The organism is Streptomyces sp. NBC_00258 (genome assembly GCF_036182465.1).
Lineage (GTDB): Bacteria > Actinomycetota > Actinomycetes > Streptomycetales > Streptomycetaceae > Streptomyces.
In genome coordinates, this window is record NZ_CP108081.1 from 5,873,383 (window position 1) to 5,891,748 (window position 18,366).

Consider the following 18,366-nt stretch of genomic DNA (forward strand, 5'->3'; position numbering starts at 1 on the left):
GGGTCAACAAAATATGGCACCTGTGACTCAAGTCACAGGTGAAGATGAACAATTGAGTAGAGTTTCTGTGTTTTCGCCGTGCGTTTACTGAACGCAATTTGGTGGGAGATGTGCGCGCGCCTGATAGGAGGCACAAGTCACACTCCTTCCCCGGTCCTAGGACCCGGTTCGGCCCCTGGCCCGATGTGACGGACGGAGGCCGGAGAATAGCGTCTTCCTGTGCTTAACACTCCCTCTGCCGCTCCTCCCGCCCCATCCGTGCATGCTGAGGGGGTGAGCAACGACGAGTTCCGCGCCGCCATGTCCCGGCTGGCCGCGGGTGTGGTCCTGGTGACCGCGCACGAGCCCCAGCCGGACCCGGACGGCCCGAGCGGCGAGGACGTCGGCATGACGGCGACCTCCTTCATGTCCGTGTCCCTGGACCCGCCCCTCGTCATGGTCGGCCTGCGCGAGGGCTCCCGCATGGACGACCTGCTCGACGAACAGCCCCTGTGGGCGGTCTCCGTCCTCACCGAGAGCCAGCGCCAGATCGCGGGCCGCTTCGCCATGAAGGGACGCATCTCCGACCGTCTCCTCTTCGAGGACCTCCAGTGGGTACGCGGTGAGGCGTCCGGGGCTCCGCTGATCGAGGGTGCCCTGGCGACCCTGGAGTGCCGCACCGAACAGCGGGTGACCGCCGGGGACCACACGCTGGTCATCGGCCGGGTCCTGACGTCCTCGGCACCGAACACGGAGGGCGGGCCGCTGACGTACTTCCGGGGCCGGTACCGGGAGTTGGGGTAGCGGGGGCAGGGGTGACGGCGGCTGAGGTGGCGGCGGTCCGCCTCACCCTTCCAGGAAGGTGACGTCGAGCCCGGCCAGCCGCCCCGGCTCCCGGACGATGTCGATCACCGCGATCCGGCCGTGTACGACTGTGAAGGACAGCACGCTGACCACGCGCCCCTCCATGAGGCCCACGACACCGACGACCCCGTTGACGAGCGCGGGCCGCCCGACCGCGGCGAGCCGCCCGAACGCGATCGCACCGGATGCCACGGCCGCCGCGCCGGTCGTCACCCCGGCCCCAGTCCGTGCCACCACATCCGGGTCGAGCACCGCGACGAGACCGTCGAAGTCACCGTCGCGCGCGGCGGCAAGGAACGCGTCGACGACCTCCCGCTGCCGGTCGGGACCGGCGTCGGACGCGGGCGCCCCGCCCTGGACCCGGCGCCGCGCCCGGCTGGCGAGCTGACGGGTCGCGGCGGGCGAACGCCCCAACACGGTCGCGACCTCGTCGAAGGGCACGGCGAACAGGTCGTGCAGCACGAAGGCGAGCCGCTCGGCCGGGCTCAGGGTCTCCAGGACGACGAGCAGCGCGAGGCCCACCGAGTCGGCGAGCAGCGCCTCCTGCTCGGGGTCGGCCCCGGTGACGGGCGCGAGGACCGGTTCCGGCAGCCGTACGTCCGGCTCGTCCAGCGGCTCCTCGCGGCGCGTCCGGCGGGAGCGCAGCATGTCGAGACAGATCCGGCCGACCGTGGTCGTCAGCCAGCCGCCCAGGTTCGCGACCGCACCGGTGTCCGCCCGGCTGAGCCTGAGCCAGGCCTCCTGAACGGCGTCGTCGGCCTCGGCGAGCGAACCGAGCATGCGATGGGCGACGGCCCGCAGACGCGCCCGGTGCGACTCGAACCGCAGGGCGAGAATTTCGCTGCCACCGGCGCTCCCGAGGCCGTTCCCGCGGCCGCTCGAACCGTCGTCCTCACGGCCGTTCGCGCCGCTGTTGCCGCGGCCGTTCCTTTTGCCTTCCGGCCCGACTTCCGGCCCGACTTCCGGCCCGACTTCCGACTTTCCTTCAGCCTTTTCTTCCGGCCCCGGGAATTCGTCCCCGCTCATGCGCCGCATCTCCTCCGCCACTGCTGTTCCGCGCTCTTCGGCGGACCGTCGATGAGTTGACGGAACACGGAGGGCGAATGTGACAGAGACAGAGAACGCGGACCCTCAGGTCCAGTCGCGCCCGGAGCGCCCCCGCTTCATGTCTCCGCGCTGCTTCTTCTCACGCAGCCGCCGCTCGTTGATCCCGCGAGGGATCCGGGTGGCGCGGCGGGCCCTCGGCGGCGGGGCGGTGGCCTCGGCGAGCAGCGAGGCGAGCCGGACGGCCGCGGTCTCGCGGTTGCGCCACTGGGAGCGGTGCTCGGAGGAACGCACGCTGACGACGCCGTCGACGAGCCGCCCGGCCAGCTTGGCGAGGGCCCGCTCCTTCCACACCGGCGGCAGTGCCTCCGTCTTCGCCAGGTCGAAGCGCAGCTCGACCTGTGAGTCGGAGGTGTTGACGTGCTGCCCGCCCGGCCCTGAGGACCGCGAGAAACGCCACATGAGCTCGGCCTCGGGCAGCGAGACGGAGCCACGGATGACGTAAGGACCGGACATGCCCCCATGGTCCCTTGTCTGTCCGGTCCACGTCACCCGTTTTTCGGCGCGCCGCCACACCCCTCCGCGAGGCTAGGTAAAGAAAGTAAAGAGGTGCGGAACCCTGGGGACCCCCTTCGGCGTTCATAGGGGTGCCGGTAGCTTCGTCCCGTACGAAGCCCGACGCGCAGGACCGCAGGACCGCACAATCGCAGGACCGCACGACCCGTACGTACGTCAAACGAGGGAAGGACTCCCAACAATGGCTGTAAGCCTGTCCAAGGGTGGCAACGTCTCGCTCACCAAGGAGGCTCCGGGCCTGACCGCCGTCACCGTGGGCCTCGGCTGGGACGTCCGCACCACCACGGGAACCGACTTCGACCTGGATGCCTCGGCCATCGCGGTCAACCCCCAGGGCAAGGTCTACTCGGACGGACACTTCGTCTTCTTCAACAACAAGCAGACCCCGGACCAGACCATCGTCCACACCGGCGACAACCGCTCGGGCGAAGGCGAGGGCGACGACGAGGCGATCAACGTCAACCTGGCCGGCCTCCCCGCCGACATCGACAAGATCGTCTTCCCGGTCTCCATCTACGACGCGGAGACCCGCTCGCAGAACTTCGGCCAGGTCCGCAACGCGTACATCCGCATCGTGAACCAGGCCGGCGGCACCGAGATCGCCCGCTACGACCTCTCGGAGGACGCGGCCACCGAGACGGCCATGGTCTTCGGTGAGCTGTACCGCAACGGCGCGGAGTGGAAGTTCCGCGCGGTGGGCCAGGGCTACGCGTCCGGCCTGACGGGCATCGCCCAGGACTTCGGCGTCAACGTCTGACAGCCGAACCCCGCCTGAACGGCAGCGGAGGAGCCCTCGATCCGGTACGCCGGACCGGGGGCTCCTCCGCGTCCGCACACTCACCCACACACCCTCGCCCGGCTAACCTGCCGCGAGTGATCATCGAACCCCTCGCCCTCACGCCGGACCACGACCTCCCCGGTCCGCTCCTCACCGAACTCACCGCGCTCTACGCGTCGAACCACGAGTTCTACGCGCTCAGCGGCGACTTCCCGGACCCTCACGACATCCGCCCGGAACAGGTGGCGGCGGCGCTGGCCGACGAACTGGCGACCCCCGATGTGGACGTCTTACTGGCCCGCAGTGCCGGACAGCTCACCGCCGTGGCGATCACCCTCGCCCACCACCCCGACCCGGCCGACCCGGATCCCTGGATCGGCCTGCTGCTGGTGGACGCGGCACAGCAGGGCAAGGGGTACGGCAGGCAGCTGGCGGCCCATATCGAGGACGGCTTCCGCGAGGCGGGCCGGGACGCCGTACGCCTGGCCGCCCTCGACAACAACCCCGGGGCCCTCGCCTTCTGGACGACCATCGGCTACGAGATCATCGGCCACCGCAAGGACCGCCGACTGGCCCGCCCCTGCGCGGTACTGCGCAAGATCCTCCGCTAGCGAAGCGGTGGGTTCCCCAACTCCCTCGAACGATGTAGCCGAAGCTCGTTCACACGGCCGACGACCCGCTGACCTCGCCATTCCTACGATGAGACGTATCCAGTCCGGGCCTGCGTCCAGGCAACCGGTGCACAGGAAAGCCTCCGGGAAGCGAGTCCACCAGTGAGTCCTGCCACCAAGAACCTGGCCGAAGGATCCGCGACCCTCCTGGCCGGCCTGGCCCTGAAACTGTTCGCCGACGGAGTGGAGATCTCATTCGTCTCCCTGGGCAAGGCCGGGGTGGTCATGATGGTCATCGGCGCGATCCAGACGCTCTTCGGCCTGTTCCGGACAACACGCACGAGCAGCGCAAAAAGCTGACCCGGCCTCAGGGCCTGTCCGGCTTGCCGTCCCCGTACAGCCAGTCCGCCCAGATCCGGGAGAAGTCCACGTCCGGCGCCTTCTTCTCCACGTACGCCGTGAAGTCGTCCGTGTCGGCGTTGCCGTGCCGACGGGTGGCTGCCCAGCCTTGGACGATGCCGAAGAAGACATCATCGCCAACAGCCTCACGAACCTTGTGGAGCACCATCCCGCCCCGCTCGTACACGGGACTGTCGGAGATACGATCCGCACCCGGCGGCCTGGCGGGTGGAAAGGCCCAGACGGCGTCGTTGTCTTCCTTGCTGTCGAAGTAGTCGCCGTCATAGAGGGCATCGAAGACGTCCTGGGCCGAGTCACCCCCGTGGTCCTCCGCCCACAGCCACTCGGCGTACGTCGCGAAGCCCTCGTTCAGCCACATGTCCCGCCAGGTCTTCGGGGTGACGGAGTTCCCGTACCACTGGTGGGCCAGCTCATGGACGAGCAGCTCGACGCTCGGAGCACCGGGGAACACGGGCCGGTTCTGCGTCTCCAGCGCGTACCCGGCGTCGTCCTCCCTCTCGACGATGGCCCCCACGGACGAGAACGGATACGGCCCGAAATTCAGCTCGGCCCACTCCACGACCTCGGGAATGCGACCGAGCACCTCACGGCTCTCCTTCGCCTGACCGGGATCCACGGCCACATACACAGGCAGCCCATGCGGCCCCTTGGTCCGCCGCACCTCGTACTCCCCCACGGCGACCGTCGCCACGTACGAAGCCATCGGCTCCCCCACGTGCCAGACGAACGAGGTCCGCCCCCGCTTGGTCACCTCACTCCGCAACTCCCCATTCGACACGGCCTTCAGCCCCTCGGGCACGGTGACCCTGATGTCGTACGTGGCCTTGTCGCTCGGATGGTGATTGCCGGGGAACCAGGCCATCGACCCGGTCGGCTCCCCCAACCCGAGGGCCCCGTCCTCCGTCCGCAGCCAGCCCTCCTCCGAGCCGTCCGGATCGGTGATCGTCTCCGGCGAACCGGAGTAACGAACAACCGTGGTGAACAAGGCCCCCTCATCAAGATCATCCCGAGGCCGGACGACCAACTCCTGCCCCCCACTGCGGTTGAAGCGAGCGGCCTTCCCCGCCACCTCCACCGACTCGACCTTCATCCCCTTGAAATCAAGATCGAACGCACTCAGATCCTGCTCAGCCCGAGCCGTGATCTCCGCCGTCCCCGTAAGCCGACGCGCCTTCGGCTCATACTCAAGACTCAGCCCGTAGTGCGTGACGTCGCACCCCCCGTTCCCGGCCTTGGGAAAGTACGGATCCCGCACACCGGACGCACCCGCCCTCCCCCGCACCCCTCCGTCGCAGCCGACGAGAGCGAGCACGAGCAGAACGGCGACGGTCGCCGGACCAACAGTCACAGATCGGGGCACGACGGTGATCCTAAGACGACGTGACACCATCACCCACGTGCTCGACATCGGCTACGCCCTCTCCGCCCGGTTCCCGGACCCCCCGCAGACCGACTACCGCCGCGCGGACGTCCACGCCCTCCGCCACGACCTCTTCTGCGGAGACGTCTATCTCGCCGACACGAAGGCGGACCGCGAGCTGTCCACAGGCTGGGGATGGGTGCCCGTACTCGACTTCGCCTGGGCCCTGTGCGACATCGTCGAGCAACTCGACAAGGACCCCCTCGGCAGCCGCGCCTCCCGCCCCCAGCGCGCCGAACTCGACTTCACCGAGTCCACCGACCGCATGCTCTTCGAGCGCCGCTTCGGCTGGGTCGACATCGAGTCCGACTGGATGCCCGGCGACGAGCCCCCGCTCACCTTCTCCCACGCCGAACTCCGCCGCGAGGCCCGCGACTTCCTCCACGACCTCCTGGCCGACCTGACCGACCTCCACGAGGCGCTCCGCGAGAACCCGGCGATCTGGAGTCTTGAGGCCCGCTTCCCCAGGCTGCCCTGACTCAGCGTGCCTCTGGGGACTCCGCCCCCAGCCCCCCCCAATCGGCCTGAACGGCCTCGTCCTCAAACGCCGGACGGCTGAGTGTGCACGCCCGCGCCAAAAGGAGACGGGCGGACCGCCAGAGTAAAGACGCACCCGCAGCCGCAATCGCACGGGAGCGGGCCGTGCCGGTACGTCGAAAGCCCGCCGCGTACGGCTCCTCCAGGAAACGGAACCCTAAAAACCAACAGCCGTACACCCGGAGGCGGCGGGCTCGACGTACCGGCACGGCCCGCGCCCCACCCCAACGCCGGGCGCCGTCAAACCGCCACCCCAACGCCGAGCAGCGTCAAACCGCCACCCCAACGGCGGCGGTCACCCTCAACCGTCCAACCCCACCACCCGAACCCCCACCTCCGCAGCGAACACCCCCGCCAGATCCATCAACTGAGCAGGACTGATCACGGCCCCGGCCAACCGATCAACCCCCCGCGTGAACCCCACCTCGGCCGCCCGCCGCAGATCGACATCCACGAGCGTCGCCCCGGTGAGGTCCGCCCCCTTCACCACACAGTCCACAAACTCCACCCGCTCCAGCCGAGCACCCCCGAAGTCCGGCTCGACAAGCACACACCCCTCGAACACGACATCCCTGAGCCGCGCCTCCCGCAGATTCAGGTAGTCGATCTTCCCCCCACGCACGACGACCCGCTCCAGCACGGCCCCGTGCCACTGCACCCCACCCAGCCGGGCATCGACAACCTCCACGTCCCTGAAGGTCGAAGCCCCAAGATCCGTACCCACGCCCCGGATCCCGGTGAGCACAGAGTCCAGCACCCGCGCCCCACGGAGCCGCGTCTCATCCACCGCGCACCCCGTCAGCGCGCAGTCCATGAACCGCGCACCCCCACCGTCCTGCCCCACGAAGTCGACATCGCTGAACCGCAGCCCGTCATAGTCCCCGTCCGGCTCCAGCCCGCCACCCCCATAAGGCTCAAGCGGCGGCAACCGCACCTCGGGCCGCCGAGCCGCCTTGACCCCCGCCTTAGCCACGTTCCTCACCATCCCCCCATCCTGCACCCACCCACTGACAACCACCCTGACCAGCCAAAACTCCCCCGATGTCACATTCCGACCCCTCAGAGGAGTCATAGAGGAGAGGAAAAGGAACCGCCCAACGGACCCCAGGCCCCCGGAACACAGCCCCCGGACCAGAGGAGACCCAAGCCCATGCACCGCATCACCGTCGTCGGCGGCGGCTTCGCCGGCCTCACCGCTGCCATCACCGCCGCGGAAGCAGGCGCAAAGGTCACCGTGTACGAGGCCCACCACACCCTCGGCGGCCGAGCCCGCACCACCGAGGGCCCGTACAAAACGAACGAGGGCCCCCACGCCCTCTACAAGGGCGGCCCCCACTGGACCTGGCTCAGCCAACGCGGCCTGATCGGCGAACTCGCCCCGCTCCCACCCCTGGAGGCCGCCCGCCTCCGCCTCCGTCACAAGGGCGCCCTCCGCCGCACCCCACCGTTCGCGATGCTCAAACTCCTCCGCCGCACAGCCGAACGGGCCCCCGTGGACCAGGATTTCAAGACCTGGGCAACCAACATCGCGGGCGAGGAAGGCGCAACCGCGGCAGCCCACTACTCCGCCGTCGCACTCTTCCACCACAACCCGGGCGCCCTCTCCGCCGCGTTCGTACAGGAACGCCTGCGCCGAGCGACAAAGCTGCCCCCCGAGGCGCACTACCCGCGCGGCGGCTGGGCGAGCGTGATCGACAGGATGGCGGCCCGGGCCTGGAACCTCGGCGTACGCGTAGAGACCCTGGCCCGGGTCAACGAACTCCCGGGCGACCACGGCCCGGTCGTCGTCGCCACCTCCCTCGACGCGGCCCGCACCCTTCTCAAGGACAGCTCCCTGGCCTGGACGAGCGGCCGAACGGCCCTGATCGACCTGGCGGTCCGTACCCGCAGGGGCGACGCGTTCGCCGTCTCCGACCTCGACGCACCGGGCTGGATCGAGCGGTTCACGGCCCAGGACCGCACGCTCGCCCCGGCCGGCGAGCAGCTCCTCCAGGGCCAGATCCCGATCGCACCGCACGAGTCCCGCGCGGACGGCATCGCCCGCGCCGAGGAGCTCCTCGACCTGGCCTTCCCGACCTGGCGCGACCGCGTGACGTACCGCCGCGAGGCGCTCGCGAACGGCCGCACCGGCGCGGTGGACCTGCCAGGGACGAGCTGGCGCGACCGCCCCCGTATCGACCGGGGCAACGGCGTCTACCTGGCCGGCGACCAGGTCGCGGCACCGGGCGTGCTCTCCGAGGTGTCGTTCAACAGCGCGCTGGAAGCGGTGTCCCTGGCACTGGGCACGCGAACCAGGTCGGGCCTTGACCTGAAGCACGCTTGAGGTTGAACGCTGGTGACAACACACGACCGAGCAGCACCGCGCCCCACCCCCAGAGCCCCGCCACGCCCCTCCCGCCTCGCCTCACCTCGCCCAAGGAGCCCCATGCAAGCCATCCGCCTCCACGCCTTCGGCCCGGCCGAGAACCTCACGTACGAGCGGACGGACGCCCCCCGCCCCGCCCCCGGCCAGGTCCGCATCCAGGTCGCCGCCGCGGGCGTACACCTCCTGGACACGGCGATCCGGGCGGGCATCAAGGGCCCGCTCCCGGAGCTGCCCGCGCTTCCCACGATCCCGGGCCGCGAGGTCGCCGGCACGGTCGAGTCCCTCGGCGAGGGCGTCGCCGCCCTCTGGCTGGGCAAGCGCGTGGTGGCCCACCTGGGCTTCAACCCGGGCGGCTACGCCGAACTCGCCGTCACGGACGTGGACCGCCTCCACGAGATCCCCGCGAACCTGGACTTCGCAGGGGCCGTCGCGATGATCGGCACGGGCCGTACGACGATGGGGATCCTCCAGTTCGCCGATCTCACCCCCGACTCCGTGGCCGTGATCCCGGCCGCGGCGGGCGGTATCGGCACCCTCCTCGTGCAGTACGCGAAGCACGCGGGCGCCACCGTGATCGGCCTGGCGGGAGGCCCCGAGAAGGTGGCACGGGTCGAGAAGAACGGCGCGGACCTGGCCGTCGACTACAAGGACCCGAACTGGCCGGACCAGGTGAGGCGGTTCCTCGGCGACCGCAGGGCCACGATCGTCTTCGACGGCGTAGGCGGCGACACAGCGCGCAAGTCGGTGGCCCTGCTCTCCACCCCGGGCACAACCACCCCGACCACCCCGCACACCCCCGACGCCAAGCACCTGGTCTTCGGCTGGTCGGGCGCGGGCCTGCACGACGGCACCCCGTACCTCGTCGAGGGCGTGTCCGAATCGGTCCTGGGCCCCGTGATGATGCAGAAGACAGGCGGCCCCAACCCCGTCCGCACCCTGGAACTCCGCGCCCTCGCCGAGGCCGCCGAGGGCCGCCTCACCCCGGCCGTCCAGCGCTTCCCGCTCTCGCGGGCGGCAGCCGCACACCGGGCCCTGGAAACCCGGGACACCATCGGCAAGGTGGTCCTGGAACCGTGACCCCGGTCAACGCTCAGCCTTGAGCGCCCCGCCCCAACTCCGCGAGCGCCCCGTCCGTGAGCCGGTACACCGTCCACTCGTCCTGCGCCCGGGCCCCCAACGCCTCGTAGAAGTCAATGGACGGCTGGTTCCAGTTGAGCACGGCCCATTCCAGCCGCTCGTACCCCCGCTCCACACAGATCCGGGCCAGCTCCCCGAGCAGCGCCTTCCCGTGCCCACCGCCCCGCGCCTGCGGCCGTACGTACAGGTCCTCCAGGTAGATCCCGTGCACCCCGCGCCACGTCGAGAAGTTGAGGAACCAGAGCGCGAACCCGACCGGCTCGCCGTCCGCCGACTCCGCGATGTGCGCGAACGCGGCCGGCCGCTCCCCGAAGAGCGCCTCGCGCAACTGCTCCTCGGTGGCTCTGACCTCCTCCAACGCCTTCTCGTACTCGGCCAGTTCACGGACCATGGAGTGGATCACGGGCACATCAACGGGAGTCGCCGTACGAATCATGCGGGCAGGCTACGACAGCGTTGCGGCCAACCCGAGCCAATATCCAGGCGGTCGGCCGGCCTCACCGCCCGAGCAACACCCGCGCGATGCCGACCTGCTCGGCGTCCAGCCCCTCCCCCTCCTCCACCTGCCACAGCGAGTTCTGCAGTACCCGCCCGAGTGTCCAGGCCCGGGCCCGCTCCCGGTCCAGGCCCAGCGTCTCCGTCATCAGGTCGAAGCGGCGGGCCAGCCGCCCCTCGTCGTACCGGTTCCAGAGTGCGGGCAACAGCTCGAAGCCCGGGTCGCCCGCCAGCGGCTTCGGGTCGATGACGAGCCACGGTTCGCGCTCGGCGGCGAGGACGTTCTCGAAGTGCAGATCCCAGTGCAGCAGCCGGTCCCCGGGCTCGTCCGCGACCTCGCGCACGGCCGCCGCGCAGTCCTTCAGCAGCCGCCGGTCGCCCTCGTCCCCGCCTTCCCCCTCAAGGGACTTCAGGACGGCAGGCAACCGCTCGAACATCCCCGCGACGACGCCGTCCAGCCGCCGCAGCCCCTCCGGCGCCGGCACGGCCGTGAGCCGCGCCAGCAGCTCCGCGAGGATCCCGGTGGCCTTCATCACGTCGGGCACGGCGTCCAACGGCCGCCCCTCGTCGAGCCGTTCGAGCAGCAGTGTGCCCGTCTCCGCGTCCTCGTCCAGCAGCCGTACGACCCCGTCGCCGCCCCAGGTCCGCAGCGCGAGCCCCTCGCCCACGGTCTCGTCGTCCACGTCCTGGAGCTTCAGCGCGGCCCGCGTGCCGTCCCCGAGCACCACAGGCAGCACGACCGAGACCCGCCCGCTCATGGGCGTCCCCTCCTGCCGCAGCCCCCACCGCTCCAGGAACTCCTCGCCCCGCTCCAGCAGCCGCGCATACCGAACCATGACCATCACCTCACGTAACCATGGAATCCGAAGGAGACACCCGCCACCCGGAGAAGCTAACGTCCCGCGCATGAGCAGCACGGAGAACGCGGACCGCGCGACCGAGACGGCACGCGCGGCGCACGCGCCCCGCACCGCCGACGGGCCCCGCACCGTAGTCAACGGCGGCATATCGTTCTGGTACGCGCAGGACGGGCTCCCCACGCCCCGTGAGCCCCTTCCCGGGGACGCGAGTGCCGATGTGGTGATCGTGGGCGGCGGCTACACCGGCCTGTGGACCGCGTACTACCTGAAGAAGGCCGCGCCCTTCCTGCGGATCACGGTCCTGGAGCAGCGGTTCTGCGGCTACGGCGCGTCCGGCCGCAACGGCGGCTGGCTCTACAACGGCATCGCGGGCCGCGACCGGTACGCGCGCCTGCACGGCCACGAGGCCGCCGTACGGCTCCAGGAGGCCATGAACGCCACGGTCGCCGAGGTCGTGCGGGTCACCGAGGAAGAGCACATCGACGCGGACGTCCACCGTGGCGGCGTACTCGAAGTCGCCTGCACCCCGGCCCAGCTGGCCCGTCTGAAGGCCTTCCACGAGACGGAGCTCTCGTACGGGGAGAAGGACCGCGAGCTGTACAGCGCGCGCGAGACCGCCGGCCGTATCCGGGTCGCGGACGCGGTGGGCTCGACCTGGACCCCGCACGGCGCCCGTCTGCACCCCGTCAAGCTGCTCAAGGGCCTCGCCGCGGCCGTCGAGGCGCTCGGCGTCACGATCCACGAGTCGACACCCGTCACGGAGATCAGACCCAAGCACGCCGTCACGCCGTACGGCACGGTCCGCGCCCCGTACGTCCTGCGCTGCACGGAGGGCTTCACGGCCTCCCTGAAGGGCCAGAAGCGGACCTGGCTCCCCATGAACTCCTCGATGATCGCCACCGAGCCGCTGACCGCCGAGCAGTGGGAGTCCATCGGCTGGGATGGCCGCGAGACCCTCGGTGACATGGCGCACGCGTACATGTACGCGCAGCGCACCGCCGACGACCGCATCGCACTGGGTGGCCGCGGAGTCCCGTACCGCTTCGGTTCGCGCACGGACAACGACGGCCGTACGCAGGCGTCGACGGTCCGCGCGCTGCGGGAGCTCCTGGTGCGGTTCTTCCCGCAGCTGTCCGACGTCGCCGTGGCGCACGCCTGGTCGGGCGTCCTCGGTGTCCCGCGCGACTGGTGCGCCACGGTCACCCTGGACCGCTCCACGGGCCTCGGCTGGGCCGGCGGCTATGTGGGCTCCGGCGTCGCCACGGCCAACCTCGCCGCCCGCACCCTCCGGGACCTGATCCAGAGGGATTCCGGCCAATCCGGGGCGACCGACCTCACCGCCCTCCCCTGGGTCGAACACAAGGTCCGCAAGTGGGAACCGGAGCCTTTCCGCTGGCTCGGGGTACACGGCATGTACGCGACGTATCGAGCCGCCGACCGCCGCGAACTCACCACCCATGCCGCACAGTCGTCCCGGATCGCGCGCATCGCCGACCGGGTCGCGGGACGCTGATCCGCCGTACAGACAGGGGAACCCCATGAGCACCGCAGTCATGGACACCGTCCGTTACTCCTCCGACGGTCAGCTCCTCGACATCCATCGCGCCGCCGCCCCGGACGCCCCGACGGTTCTGCTCTGGCACGGGCGCGGCCCGGCCGAGCGGGACGTCCTGGGCGCCCTGGCCGCGGAGGTGGCCCGCCTCGGCGCCACCGTCATAGTCCCCGACTGGCACCCGGACGCCCCCGACGGCGGCCGCCCCCACCTCGAGGCGTCCCTCCGCTTCACCTGGGACTTCGTACGGGACCCGGCCGACGTCGTCCTCGTCGGCTGGTCGCTCGGCGGCCGGGCCGCGATGGCGACGGCCCTGCGCCCCGACCCGCCGGAGGGCTGGCGCCCGGCCGCCGTGGTCGGCATCGCCGCCCGCTACAACCAGCCCGAGCCGCTGCTCGGCCTGCCCTCCCCGATGGCCGTCTGCGCCTCCGCCCCGCCGCTGCCCATCCATCTGGTGCACGGCACGGCGGACCGGGTCTGCGACTTCGCCAACGCCCAAGAGTTCCAGTCCGTCCTGGCCGCCTGCGGCCGCCCCGCGCCCCTCACGGTGCTCACCACCGACCACTCGGGCGCGGTCATGGCCGAGTACGCCTCCGAACTCGGCCGCTGCCGCCCCGCGCACTCCGGAAGCGCCCACCGCGAGGGCCTGCGCACGGCCCGCGTCATCGCGGAGGCGGCGGGCCTGCCCACGCGGGAGGGCCAAGTCAGCGGGTGACCCGTACCCCGTGGAGCATCGGCAGCGCGGTCGCCCGGACCGTCCTGTCGCGGTAAGAGATGCCCCCGCCGCGCGGCCGCCCGGCATTCCGTTCAGGCAACGCGGTGGGGCAACGCAGTGGGGCATCGGCGCCGACACGACCCCGTTGAATTTCATTGCCCGCCAGTCCGCTGCGCACTGCACAGACGGGCCGAATTCAGATCGTGGTGAGCGCGAGGCACGGTCGGGGACGCCGCCGAATTCCGATTTCGGCGACGGCTCTTTCCCTCACCGGTGACGAGTCGGCACCCCGGCCGTTCATCTCCGGCCAACGAGTCTCTGAGCAGCACGAACACGGCCGCGACCGGCGCTACGGACCGTCGGCGAACCGGCACTCCATCGGCCGATTCAGCGCCCCGGGCAGCCACTTCCACCGCCCGCGAAACGGGCATTGAGCGGCTTTTGAACAAGGCGGGCGCCGAGCCGCCCGTCCCCTACAGTCCGTACCGCCAAGAGGCGGACCGATGGCTTCCCCCATGCCGAGCGCTGCCGGTTCCGCGACCCCCCATGCTCGAAAACGGAGCCAGTTCCGCGAGTGAAATCCAGAATCGATCCGCTTTCCATAGCCGCGATGGCGATCGCCGTGGTCTCCATATCCGCCACCGCCCCGCTCACCGCCGCCGCCACCGCGTCGCCGCTCGCCATGGCCTTCTGGCGCAACGCCCTGGGCTTCGCCACCCTCGGGCCGTTCCTCCTGATACTGCGCCGCCGCGAGGTGGTGCGCGTCGTGCGTGGCGAGCGCGGGCTGCTGCGCCCCGAACAGTGGCGGCCCATGGTCTTCGGCTTCCTCGCGGCCACGGCACTCGCTCTCCATTTCGCGGCCTTCATGACGAGTACGCAGCTGACCTCGGTCGCCATGTCCACCGCGCTCGTCGCCACCCAGCCCGTCTGGCAGGCCCTCATCGCCGCGGGTCAGGGCGTCCGGGCATCCCGCAGGACATGGGCGGGTCTCACGCTCGCCGTGATCGGAGCGGCCGCGGCCGCCGGTGTGGACATCCAGTCCGGCAGCCGTACGGCACTGCTGGGGGACCTGCTCGCCCTCGCCGGGGCCGTCGCGCAGGCCGGGTACGCCGCGCTGAGCGAGAAGTCACGGGCGGACGTGAGCACGCCCCTGTACTCGACGGTCACCTCGCTGGTCTGCGGACTCGAACTGCTCGCCGCCTGCTGGCTGTTCGACATCCCGCTCACCGGGTTCGACAGGACCACACAACTGTCGCTGCTCGGACTGCTCATCCTCCCGCAGCTGCTGGGGCTCGGCGCACTGAACTTCGTCCTCGGCAGGACATCGGCGACGACGATGAGTGTCCTCCTGCTGCTGGAGACCCCGGTTGCCGCGCTCATGGCCTGGTCACTGATGGACCAGGGTGTCGCGGCCGCGACCGTCCCCGGGCTCCTCCTGATCATCATCGGCGTCACGGTGGTGGTGACGAGCGACAGCGGTGGCAAGCCCGCACCGCGGGAGGACGACCTCAGCGGGCCGCACGAACTCCGCCGGCAGGACGAACAGCGCCGGCAGGACAACGCCAGTGCCGGAGCGCCTCCGTACCCGGCCTACGCCCCGCACACGCACCCGCACCCGCACCCGTCCCAACTCCCGCCCGCGGTCGGCGTATCCACCGTCGGAGAACCGGCGGACAGCACACCGGCCCCTGCGTTCGAGGCATGGGCGGCCTCCGAGACCGCCCGGCCGACAACACCACGGCAGGCACCGCTCCGGTCCAGCGCCCGGCGGGACCCCAGAGTCGACTGGGCACGCCGCCCCTGGGACGAGAGCCCGACGATTCAGCTCAGCTATCACGGGGCGGGGGCGTTCGACACCATGTTCCTGGGCGGCCGGCGGCCAGAGGAACCGAGGCCGAACCCCGAGGAACCGAGGCCGGGCTTCGAGGAACCGAGGCCGGGCTTCGAAGGCGCCCGGCGGAGCTAGTTCCCCGGCACCAGGCCCTGCCGCGCCAGGCTGCCGTCCAGCCAGGCCGCGGCCAGCTCCACCCGGGAACGGCAGCCCGTCCGCTGGAACAGCCGCGAAAGCCGCTGCTCCACGGTCTTCTCGCTGCACGCCAGCCTGGCGGCGATCTGCCGGTTGGTGGACCCGTCGCTCACCATGCCGATCAGCCGCACCTCCCGGTCGCTCAGCCCCGCCCGGGCCGCACGGCGCCTGGGGATCGACACGTTCCGCCGCCGCGCCGCCGCGCCGAGCAGGCTGCGGACAGGCCGCCCCATGCCCAGCACGTGCCCGCTCCGCGTCGCCTCGTCCAGCCACGGCTGTGGGTCGTCGCCCACGTCCGTCAGGCACTGGCAACAGTCCACGCTCAACGGCAGATCGACCCGCCGCTGCACCAGCCGGTACGCGGCGAGCGCGCTGTCCGCGTCACCGTGCACCATCCCGCGGGCGACGAGCACCGCCTCGTACGTCATGGGCGAGGCGGTCTCCTCGTACAGCGCCTCCAGTTCCGCCAGGGTCCGCCGCGTCGCCTCCGGGCTGTCGCCCCGCACCGTGATCGACAGCATCCGCAGCAGCACCCGGTCGAGACCCGCGAGCAGTCCGCTCCCGCGCGCCCGCCGCACGTCGTGCCGTGCCGCTTCCAAGGCCTCGTCCGCCGGGGCCTTGCCCGCCAAAGCCTTGTCCACCTGCCCCGACCAGTACCGGACGCCGAGCCGCGCCCGGGCCACCAGCGGATGGCCGACCGAGTCCGGGATCAGGTCCAGCCACTCGCGGGCGCGTCCCAACTCCCCGCGCATGAGCTGGATCTCGGCCGCCAGCGCCCGGGCCAGCTGTCCGACGCCGGCCGTGCGGCCCGACCGGCCCCGCGCCTCGATCCGGCGGGCGCACGACAGAGCGCTGTCCCAGTCCCCCGTCAGGTAGTCGCGCACCATGGAGTGGTAGCGGACGGCGGTGCTCTCCCCCGCCACGACGTACCGCTCACCGAGCACGGCCTCAAGGGCACCCGCCAGATCCCCGTACGCGGCGGCGTTCCGCAGCCGGTCCAGGGCCGCCTCGCAGAGGGCGTCCCCCGACACACCCCGCCGGGCCCGCTCGAACTCGGCGCCGCTGCCCACGGCGGCGGCCAGCAGGCGCACTTCCGCGGGCGACGGCACCGGCCCGGAGCCGGAACCCGAGCCGAAGCCGAAGCCGGAACCGGATCCGGTGTCGGAGCCGGGCTCCGGCGCCGCCGACCCCGGCCGGGATGCCATCGGCACGCGCGGACCGATCCCGTACCGTCCACCGACCGCAGCCAACACCTCGGCGGCGGGCACCCGTTGGAGGGCCGCCCGGTATCGGGGGTCGGCAGCGCCGTCGTACGGGGACCGGTGCTCGTGCAATGCCGACAGAGCCCATGCCCGCGTGACCCACTCCAGACCGTCCCGGTCCCGGCGGTCGCCGCGGTCCACGTCGAGACGGGCGAGCAGCGGCTCGCCGAGCGCCAGTACGCCGATATGGTCGGAGTGCCGAAGGCTCAGACCGGCGGACTCGTGCAGCACGCCGGGTGTCCTGGGGTCGTGCGGCGGCAGGCGCCGCAACACCGAGTGGTAACTGCGCACCGCCCAGTCCTGGTTGAACCTGACACTGCTGCCGGCCGCGGCCAGCAGCAGCGGCACCGCGAGGCCGTCGTCGATCATCGCGCCCGCCGCCGCCACATGGCCGGCCAGCCGCGGCCGCCGGGTGCCCGCCGCGGTGGCGCCCAGCCGGTCCGTCACCAGTTTGGTGATCGTGGCGTGCAACGACCGCACCTCGTCGCGGGCGGGCAGCGTCCGCAGCGCCGCCGCGAGCGCGGGAACGGCGAACGCGATCCGGCCGTCCTGACCGACCGTCACCACCCGGTCCTCGACCAGCGTGTCCACCGTACGGCCGGCGGCTTGGAGCGGACCGTCCGGCGACTTCACGCGGTGCAGGTCCTCAAGCCGTACCTCGGCCTGCCCGACCAGACCGGCGAGCACGGCCGCCGCCCCGACCGTGCCGGCGTCCGGTGACGCGTCCGGCCAGCAGAGCCGGCCCAGTTCCGCGGCGTCCGCCCTGAGCCGCAGCCCGCCCTCCGGCACGGTCAGGCACACCTGGCCGTCGAGTTCGAGCAGGCCGCCGCGCTCCTCCAGCGACGCGAGCACCGACAGCACGGCGGCCGGACTGCCCGCCAGCGGACCCAGCGAGGCCAGCACCGCCGTCACCAGGTCGGGTTGGACGGGGCGGCCCAGCCGTCGCTCGACGAGCTCACCGACATCGGCCGACGACAGCGGCGGCAGTCCGAGCACCCGGTCGGCCGCCGCGGGCAGTTGCGCACCGGCGACGTGCCCCGGGCTCATCGGCCGGCCGGCCATCACCACCGGCACGCCCGCCGGACGGAACGTACGCAGCAACAGCCCCAGCGCGGAGGCCGTCCGGGCCGGCATCCGCTCGGCGTTGTCGAGGATCAGGGCGAAGGGGACCTCACGCGCCGCGTCCGCCAGCACCTCGCCCAAGGTGGACAGCAGGGCCACCTCGCCGCCGGGGCCGGCGGCCCGCGCCTGCACCCGGCGTACCGCGGCGACGCGCGCCGGGAGCCGCCCGTCATGCACCTTGGCGAGTACGCCGCACACGGCGTCCGTGAGAGCGGCGGTACCGTCCGCCGGACCCTCGCCGGATTCCCAGTCGAGCCGCAGGACCTTGACGCCCTCCTGGACCACCAGCTGCCGCGCCTGCTCCACCACGGCGGTCTTGCCGGTTCCGGCGCCACCGGTGACGAGCAGGGTCCGAGCCTCGGCACCGGTGGCGCGTCCGGAGGTATGTCCGGTGGCGTGTCCGGAAGCCTGCCCGGTGGCGTGTCCGGTTGCCTGCCCGGTGGTGCGTAACGCCTCGGCCACGTCCTCGACTTCGCCCTGCCGGCCGACGAGAGGTGAGGGGTGCTGCTGCACGGCGACTCCTTGTTTTCCCTTTTTCTCCATGCCGAACTGCTTCATGAGAATTGGAGTCGTCAGAATGTCCGAACAGGTCAACTTTTTATG

General features: G+C 71.4%; 17 protein-coding genes. 10 read left to right on the top strand and 7 right to left on the bottom strand.

Features of this window, described 5'->3' with window-relative positions; genetic code table 11:
- The first annotated feature begins 219 nt into the window (after nt 1-219).
- The gene (locus tag OG718_RS26000) at nt 220-783 is read left to right on the top strand and encodes a flavin reductase family protein (protein ID WP_328845291.1); all 564 of its coding nucleotides are present in this window, start codon (nt 220-222) and stop codon (nt 781-783) included.
- A gap of 42 nt (nt 784-825) precedes the next feature.
- Here the strand turns inward: OG718_RS26000 and OG718_RS26005 are convergent, their stop codons facing one another.
- Together OG718_RS26005 and arfB are read right to left on the bottom strand one after the other, a co-directional pair.
- Nucleotides 826-1,869 carry a sigma-70 family RNA polymerase sigma factor gene (locus OG718_RS26005; protein ID WP_328845292.1) on the bottom strand — a complete coding sequence of 348 codons (1,044 nt, stop codon included), beginning with the start codon at nt 1,867-1,869 and terminating at the stop codon, nt 826-828.
- Nucleotides 1,870-1,974: 105 nt separating this feature from the next.
- Entirely contained in the window at nt 1,975-2,403 is a 429-nt protein-coding gene (gene arfB, locus OG718_RS26010; RefSeq protein WP_055617568.1) for an alternative ribosome rescue aminoacyl-tRNA hydrolase ArfB, read from the bottom strand.
- 241 nt (nt 2,404-2,644) lie between these two features.
- On the opposite strand from arfB, the gene OG718_RS26015 reads away from it, so the two are divergent.
- From OG718_RS26015 to OG718_RS26025, 3 genes are all read left to right on the top strand, one after another.
- Nucleotides 2,645-3,220: a TerD family protein gene (locus OG718_RS26015; protein ID WP_143639602.1), complete on the top strand. Its 576-nt coding sequence runs from the start codon at nt 2,645-2,647 to the stop codon at nt 3,218-3,220.
- 116 nt (nt 3,221-3,336) lie between these two features.
- Nucleotides 3,337-3,852, top strand: a complete 516-nt coding sequence (locus OG718_RS26020) for a GNAT family N-acetyltransferase (RefSeq protein ID WP_328845293.1) — start codon at nt 3,337-3,339, stop codon at nt 3,850-3,852.
- A gap of 162 nt (nt 3,853-4,014) precedes the next feature.
- Nucleotides 4,015-4,212 carry a DUF5708 family protein gene (locus OG718_RS26025; protein ID WP_328845294.1) on the top strand — a complete coding sequence of 66 codons (198 nt, stop codon included), beginning with the start codon at nt 4,015-4,017 and terminating at the stop codon, nt 4,210-4,212.
- 7 nt (nt 4,213-4,219) lie between these two features.
- Here the strand turns inward: OG718_RS26025 and OG718_RS26030 are convergent, their stop codons facing one another.
- A complete protein-coding gene (locus OG718_RS26030) occupies nt 4,220-5,632 on the bottom strand; it encodes a M1 family metallopeptidase (RefSeq protein ID WP_328845295.1) in 1,413 nt (470 codons plus the stop codon).
- A 37-nt stretch (nt 5,633-5,669) separates the two neighbouring features.
- On the opposite strand from OG718_RS26030, the gene OG718_RS26035 reads away from it, so the two are divergent.
- The gene (locus tag OG718_RS26035) at nt 5,670-6,170 is read left to right on the top strand and encodes a hypothetical protein (RefSeq protein ID WP_143639596.1); all 501 of its coding nucleotides are present in this window, start codon (nt 5,670-5,672) and stop codon (nt 6,168-6,170) included.
- Between the two features lie 360 nt (nt 6,171-6,530).
- On the opposite strand, the gene OG718_RS26040 is transcribed toward OG718_RS26035, so the two are convergent.
- Nucleotides 6,531-7,214, bottom strand: a complete 684-nt coding sequence (locus OG718_RS26040; protein WP_143639594.1) for a pentapeptide repeat-containing protein — start codon at nt 7,212-7,214, stop codon at nt 6,531-6,533.
- Between the two features lie 165 nt (nt 7,215-7,379).
- Between OG718_RS26040 and OG718_RS26045 the strand changes: the two genes are divergently transcribed.
- Together OG718_RS26045 and OG718_RS26050 are read left to right on the top strand one after the other, a co-directional pair.
- Nucleotides 7,380-8,552: an FAD-dependent oxidoreductase gene (locus OG718_RS26045; RefSeq protein WP_328845296.1), complete on the top strand. Its 1,173-nt coding sequence runs from the start codon at nt 7,380-7,382 to the stop codon at nt 8,550-8,552.
- Nucleotides 8,553-8,654: 102 nt separating this feature from the next.
- Entirely contained in the window at nt 8,655-9,671 is a 1,017-nt protein-coding gene (locus tag OG718_RS26050) for a zinc-binding dehydrogenase (protein ID WP_328845297.1), read from the top strand.
- A 13-nt stretch (nt 9,672-9,684) separates the two neighbouring features.
- On the opposite strand, the gene OG718_RS26055 is transcribed toward OG718_RS26050, so the two are convergent.
- Entirely contained in the window at nt 9,685-10,167 is a 483-nt protein-coding gene (locus tag OG718_RS26055) for a GNAT family N-acetyltransferase (RefSeq protein WP_328845298.1), read from the bottom strand.
- A gap of 61 nt (nt 10,168-10,228) precedes the next feature.
- The gene (locus tag OG718_RS26060) at nt 10,229-11,062 is read right to left on the bottom strand and encodes an aminoglycoside phosphotransferase family protein (RefSeq protein ID WP_328845299.1); all 834 of its coding nucleotides are present in this window, start codon (nt 11,060-11,062) and stop codon (nt 10,229-10,231) included.
- Nucleotides 11,063-11,132: 70 nt separating this feature from the next.
- On the opposite strand from OG718_RS26060, the gene OG718_RS26065 reads away from it, so the two are divergent.
- From OG718_RS26065 to OG718_RS26075, 3 genes are all read left to right on the top strand, one after another.
- Nucleotides 11,133-12,599, top strand: coding sequence for an NAD(P)/FAD-dependent oxidoreductase (locus tag OG718_RS26065; RefSeq protein ID WP_328845300.1), 1,467 nt, complete (start codon nt 11,133-11,135; stop codon nt 12,597-12,599).
- Between the two features lie 25 nt (nt 12,600-12,624).
- Nucleotides 12,625-13,353, top strand: a complete 729-nt coding sequence (locus OG718_RS26070) for an alpha/beta hydrolase (RefSeq protein ID WP_143639586.1) — start codon at nt 12,625-12,627, stop codon at nt 13,351-13,353.
- A 610-nt stretch (nt 13,354-13,963) separates the two neighbouring features.
- Complete coding sequence (locus OG718_RS26075) at nt 13,964-15,319, top strand: DMT family transporter (RefSeq protein ID WP_328845301.1); 1,356 nt, start codon at nt 13,964-13,966, stop codon at nt 15,317-15,319.
- On the opposite strand, the gene OG718_RS26080 is transcribed toward OG718_RS26075, so the two are convergent.
- Nucleotides 15,316-18,276 (bottom strand): helix-turn-helix transcriptional regulator, encoded by a 2,961-nt coding sequence (locus OG718_RS26080; RefSeq protein ID WP_328845302.1) that lies wholly within the window; start codon nt 18,274-18,276, stop codon nt 15,316-15,318. The genes OG718_RS26075 and OG718_RS26080 overlap by 4 nt on opposite strands.
- Between the last annotated feature and the right edge of the window lie 90 nt (nt 18,277-18,366).

Excerpts from the sequence above, each read along its gene's own strand:
- OG718_RS26040 (WP_143639594.1), bottom strand. The coding sequence starts at position 7,214 with ATGGTGAGGAACGTGGCTAAGGCGGGGGTCAAGGCGGCTCGGCGGCCC.
- OG718_RS26075 (WP_328845301.1), top strand. The coding sequence starts at position 13,964 with ATGGCGATCGCCGTGGTCTCCATATCCGCCACCGCCCCGCTCACCGCC.
- OG718_RS26060 (WP_328845299.1), bottom strand. The coding sequence starts at position 11,062 with ATGGTTCGGTATGCGCGGCTGCTGGAGCGGGGCGAGGAGTTCCTGGAG.
- OG718_RS26005 (WP_328845292.1), bottom strand. The coding sequence starts at position 1,869 with ATGAGCGGGGACGAATTCCCGGGGCCGGAAGAAAAGGCTGAAGGAAAG.
- OG718_RS26065 (WP_328845300.1), top strand. The coding sequence starts at position 11,133 with ATGAGCAGCACGGAGAACGCGGACCGCGCGACCGAGACGGCACGCGCG.
- arfB (WP_055617568.1), bottom strand. The coding sequence starts at position 2,403 with ATGTCCGGTCCTTACGTCATCCGTGGCTCCGTCTCGCTGCCCGAGGCC.
- OG718_RS26050 (WP_328845297.1), top strand. The coding sequence starts at position 8,655 with ATGCAAGCCATCCGCCTCCACGCCTTCGGCCCGGCCGAGAACCTCACG.
- OG718_RS26055 (WP_328845298.1), bottom strand. The coding sequence starts at position 10,167 with ATGATTCGTACGGCGACTCCCGTTGATGTGCCCGTGATCCACTCCATG.
- OG718_RS26015 (WP_143639602.1), top strand. The coding sequence starts at position 2,645 with ATGGCTGTAAGCCTGTCCAAGGGTGGCAACGTCTCGCTCACCAAGGAG.
- OG718_RS26070 (WP_143639586.1), top strand. The coding sequence starts at position 12,625 with ATGAGCACCGCAGTCATGGACACCGTCCGTTACTCCTCCGACGGTCAG.
- OG718_RS26045 (WP_328845296.1), top strand. The coding sequence starts at position 7,380 with ATGCACCGCATCACCGTCGTCGGCGGCGGCTTCGCCGGCCTCACCGCT.